This window comes from Treponema sp. R6D11, assembly GCF_054786075.1.
This window is the reverse complement of the sequence record NZ_BDHD01000147.1, coordinates 1-4,516: the sequence shown is the minus strand read 5'-3', so window position 1 is coordinate 4,516 and position 4,516 is coordinate 1. Positions and strand designations below refer to the sequence as shown.

At 49.7% G+C, this 4,516-nt stretch carries 2 protein-coding genes; both read right to left on the bottom strand.

Annotated elements, in window-relative coordinates:
* Nucleotides 1-90: 90 nt before the first annotated feature.
* Nucleotides 91-411 (bottom strand): hypothetical protein, encoded by a 321-nt coding sequence (locus ACYVTD_RS10090; RefSeq protein ID WP_461247653.1) that lies wholly within the window; start codon nucleotides 409-411, stop codon nucleotides 91-93.
* A gap of 7 nt (nucleotides 412-418) precedes the next feature.
* Nucleotides 419-4,249 carry a SpoIIE family protein phosphatase gene (locus tag ACYVTD_RS10085; protein ID WP_461247652.1) on the bottom strand — a complete coding sequence of 1,277 codons (3,831 nt, stop codon included), beginning with the start codon at nucleotides 4,247-4,249 and terminating at the stop codon, nucleotides 419-421.
* Nucleotides 4,250-4,516: the final 267 nt, after the last annotated feature.

Below are 4,516 nucleotides of genomic sequence, written 5' to 3'. Positions count from 1 at the left end.
ATTAATCACCAGCGCGGTACTTTTTTTTGTAACTAACAAATTAAAAAACAGCCGATAACCTGTTGGCGTTTTTAGCCAAATTTGCCCATCTCACACAGGCTTGCGTTCTCTTAACTCTTTTTCCTTCTTCTCAATCGTGTCCCTAATCGCGGCGATATCCTTTAACGTGATTTTAAACTCAGCCTGCTCGCGGTCGATTGTACTTTGATCCCTTTCCGTAAAGGCGATGTAGGCGTCGTTTCCCATGCGGGTTATCAGTTTTTGCGCCTGCATTTCGAGCTGTTTTATTTCCAAAAGCAGGATGCCGCGTTCGCCTAGATCCTGCGCTTTAGCGCTGGCTTTTATCGCGAATTCTTTTGACGCCGCCAGGCCCTGTTCCATTAATTCATTCATTCTTTCGCCGAATGTCATAATAACCTCACTTTCTCTTTATTCCCAAAATGGTAAGATCGTCGTACTGCTCGTCTTCCTTAACATGAGTGTAATACATGTACGCTTCATTTTCTGGGTATTCCTTTGTATTTATACAATATTTCCTGTATTGAAGGAAGTGGTTTTTAAGGAAACCGTCCACTTTTTTATCCACTAAAACGCGCGCATCTTCGCCGGCGTTCGGGTTCTTGTAGCAACGGAACATTTTTTCCACGGACACCATCGCCATTATTACCTCTTCGGCGTTGCCTTTGCAGGACGAGAAATCAAATTGAAGTTCCGTATCGCCTTCGGGATTATGGTATTTTTTTAGGGAATATGTCTTTTTTGCCATTACCGCGTTGATAATTTCCTCTACGCGCTCGGGGGTCATTTCCTCGTCCGCCTGTCCGCACAGGTGGTTTTCGTGCGGCGTGTCGGCGGGGCCTTCATTACAGATTATTTCCTTAAAATTACTGTCGCGGAATTTCCGTTTCGCCTCTTCAATACCGTCAGTGTAGAGCAGTAGGATGTCGCCGTGGTCTACCATTACGGTTTGGACGTTGTAGCCGCCGGAGGACTCTATCATAAAGTTGGGGAGTACGCCGGTGGCGGGGGACTGCGGCAATGTGATCACTTTAAGCTTCCCTTCCGAAGCGTCGTAAAGGTGGACGATGTTGTCGCCGGCGTTGCAGAAACGCGCGGTTCCCGTCTCTGAATCGAAAAGACAGAGCGTAAAGGCGGCAAAACGGCCCTTGAACGCGAGGGTTTCAATAAAGTCGTTTATCTGATACACGACTTCCTCTATGTGCATTCCCTTCGCGTTTTGCTTCCACTGCTTGAAATAGTTAAGGAACATGGTCGCCACTTGAATCATGATGAGCGCCGCCGGTATTCCCTTGCCCGCGACGTCGCATTTGATAATGGCGTAGTAACGGCCGTCCAAATCCCTGTAATCGAAATAGTCGCCGGATACGCCCTTCGCGCCTTCGTAGTAGCCGAAGAAATTGAGGTTCGCAGCGTCTTTGGAGCCGCTTGTCTGCTTGTTGCCCTGTTTGTCCAAATCCAAAGGAATAAATTTCTTTTGAATTTCCTTGCCGATTGAAAGGTCAGATGCCGCCATTGCCGCTTTTACAAGGCCGTGGGTCATGTCGTTAATCGTGTTGCCCAAAATCGCAAGTTCGTCTTTGGTGGTAATGTTTATGTCCACGCCTTCAAGTTTCGCCTTGTTTTCCGTGTCGCGGATAATTTCGATGTGGCTAACAAGTTTTTGTATAGGCCGGACAATCAACGAGGAAAGAATAAACGCGCCTGCGATTCCCATGAGAGTCGCTGCGAGGGCGACGATTATAATCGTGCGCAACAGCAGTAACTGTTCGCTGAAGATGGCAGCCATGATCGAGTCCAACGACACTTCCAGGCGGATTAAGCCGCGGAAATAGTTGTCGTCGGCACCTTGGCGGAACATTACCGGTTTATAGAAGATAAACGTTCTGTTTTTATCTTTTAATATGCTTTCGTCCGTAAAATCAGGATAGGAATGTATTTCCCCGCCTATCCTTGTAAGCCTTTCGGTAAGGTTTACTTCCAACGAGCGGATTGTCACCTGAATGTCGGCGACGCGCTGCATGCTCGCGGCGTCTAAGCGGATCGCGAGGGACTGGCCTTCCTGCAACAAGTCTACGATACTGCGGGAAAGGTCTCCCACTTCGCTTCGCGCCCTGTTGTTAAGGTCCATGCTGAACTGTTCGTAAGACGGAGTAAGAACGTCCGTAATCCGCGATACGCCGGGGCGGAATTCGGTCGTGTCAATCTTGGAAAGAATGTCGGGATCGTTTGTCGCCCAAACATGATCGTTATGCGTGGAGCCCGGCCTGTAACCGGTAATGGTAATATATTTCGCTTCGGGAAGCGCCGCCGATTGGGCGGGAAGGAAGCCCATTTCAACGGCCCCCTGATCCCCCATCGGCAAATACGCCCTTGCGCTGGAAGCGAGGCCTTCCAACAATACCTTGGAGCGGGAATAGAGTCCGTCCAGCCGCGTTTCGCGCTGTGATGTCGTCATAAGAATATACATTGGCGTGGAGATCATTATAATTACCAAAAGAACTAACGCGATTGTAAACGACGCGAATTTAAAACGAAGCCCGGTTCCTTTTTTACTTATCCGGGCGATTTTGTGTTTTTTCTCCATAGGCATAAATTCTCCTGTAATTATGGCAAGCGCTTCCTGTTTTATTGCCGCGCTCTCGGCGGCTACTCCGACAATTCCCCGTATCGCGGCAACTGTTCCAAGAGCGCAGAATAATATAAGTACCGCCGCGAGGATCGCCGCGGGGTTAAGTGTTATCTTGCTTGTCCCAGTTTTCCATGAGGGACTCCATGTTTGCGAATAGTCGCCGATTTTTACCGTTGCGCTTCTTGATACCGAAATGGCGGAAGGCGCGGTATACCAGCCCCTGACGGGGTGCAGTAATTTTAATTTGTATTGGCCTTCTTCAAGGTTTTCAAATTTAAGGCCGCCGATTTCCCTGTCAGATAAAATCGCGAACAAACCGGGAATATCCTGTTTGGCGCTGTTTTCCAAAACAACCGAAGTTATATTCCCGCCGTTGGAAAAACCGCGCCCGATTATCTTTATCGAGAGCGTTCCCTGCACGTCCTGCTTCGCGTCAACAAAACTTACGCTCGTGTAGGGTTTAAATTTGTTTGTTTTGAATATTATGTAGGACTGCGGCCCTATGTTCCCCGCGCGGTCAATCGCGGAAACTGTGAACGCGTACAGGCCGTTATCGTTATTTGAATATTCCACGGAGGTGGCCGTACCCATAATCCTGGAAGGGGGCGCGCTGACCGCGGTTTGTTCATTTGCCAAAGATTGAAGGTTCCAAGTGTAACCTGCGACGAACGTGTCTTGCGACGGCTGCCATGTGATTTTAAAATTGTTGGACGCAAGATACCCGAGGCTGTCCGTCGCGGGCTGGTTTATCGTAAGCGCAGGAGGCGGCAAGGTTTTTCTATTGTAAGTCATTAAGGCGGGAACGGACCAGTTACCCGCGTAGTCCTGCGCCGATACGAAGAAGTACCACGTTCCGTCTTTGTCCGCATTAAGCTCCAAATTGAGGTTTTGGGTATTGCCGGTATTATAGACCGAGATTTGATTGGCCGGCTTTGTAGCCGCGTCCTGCGACCATGCCCAGGAAAATCCTAGAATACCGGAAGTGTCAAAGGGGATATTCCACGTAAAACGCGCCTTTTCAGCGCGGCTGGGTATTGAAGGGTTAAAGTTTACGGCGGAGATGCGCGGGCTGTTTACCGTATGATCGGGCGAAAGCAGGACGATTCTTGGCGTGTTCTGCACTGTGCTTTGCCAGAAAATGAACATGTTGTCGCCGCTGGCGACGGGTCTTGCGAACGACGATTCCGTCGAGGCGCTGGAAAGCGGCTGGTTTTGCCAGCCGATACTGTCCTTCTGCGCCATGATAATCCGGTTGTTGCCTCGGCGGTTGTCGAACCAGACCACTATCGGATTATCCTTGTAAACAAAACCTATCGGATTGTTGCAATACGCGTCTTCGCTGTTTACCTTTTCGACGCGGCCTAAAATATAGCCGCCCGGATCAATCGTCGCGCTGTAGATTTGGGGCGATTGGGCGGAGTAGTGCCGTTCCCAAACCAGTAACAGGTTGTCTCCGTATTTTGAAAGATGCGGACGCTGGTTGTCAAAATGATTGGCGCTGGCCTGAGTCTGCGTGACAGGATCGTTAAATGTAGTAAAGCTCCCTCGCCCCCCGCATATTCGTCCGCGCGGACGGCGGCTATCTTCTCTTTGTAACAAGGGGTCAATCGCAGTCGCTGTCCACCCATTACGCCCGTTCCAACGACGGGGTCACATGGTCGCCGTTCGAAGTATTCGCGCCGGAAAACAACCTCGCGCTCAATTTCCTTCCCGCCCACGCCAGCGTCGGAAACAAGGATATTATCTTTTTTCAATCCCTTGTTACCGACATAGAAACTTCCTCGTCGTTCCAGCTTTATTTTAAAACCAGCGACAACGGCGGACAAACATGGAGTACCGCAAAACGCTTTACTACATTTAACGATC

Coding starts and splice junctions, on each gene's coding strand:
- ACYVTD_RS10090 (WP_461247653.1), bottom strand. CDS start 411: ATGACATTCGGCGAAAGAATGAATGAATTAATGGAACAGGGCCTGGCG.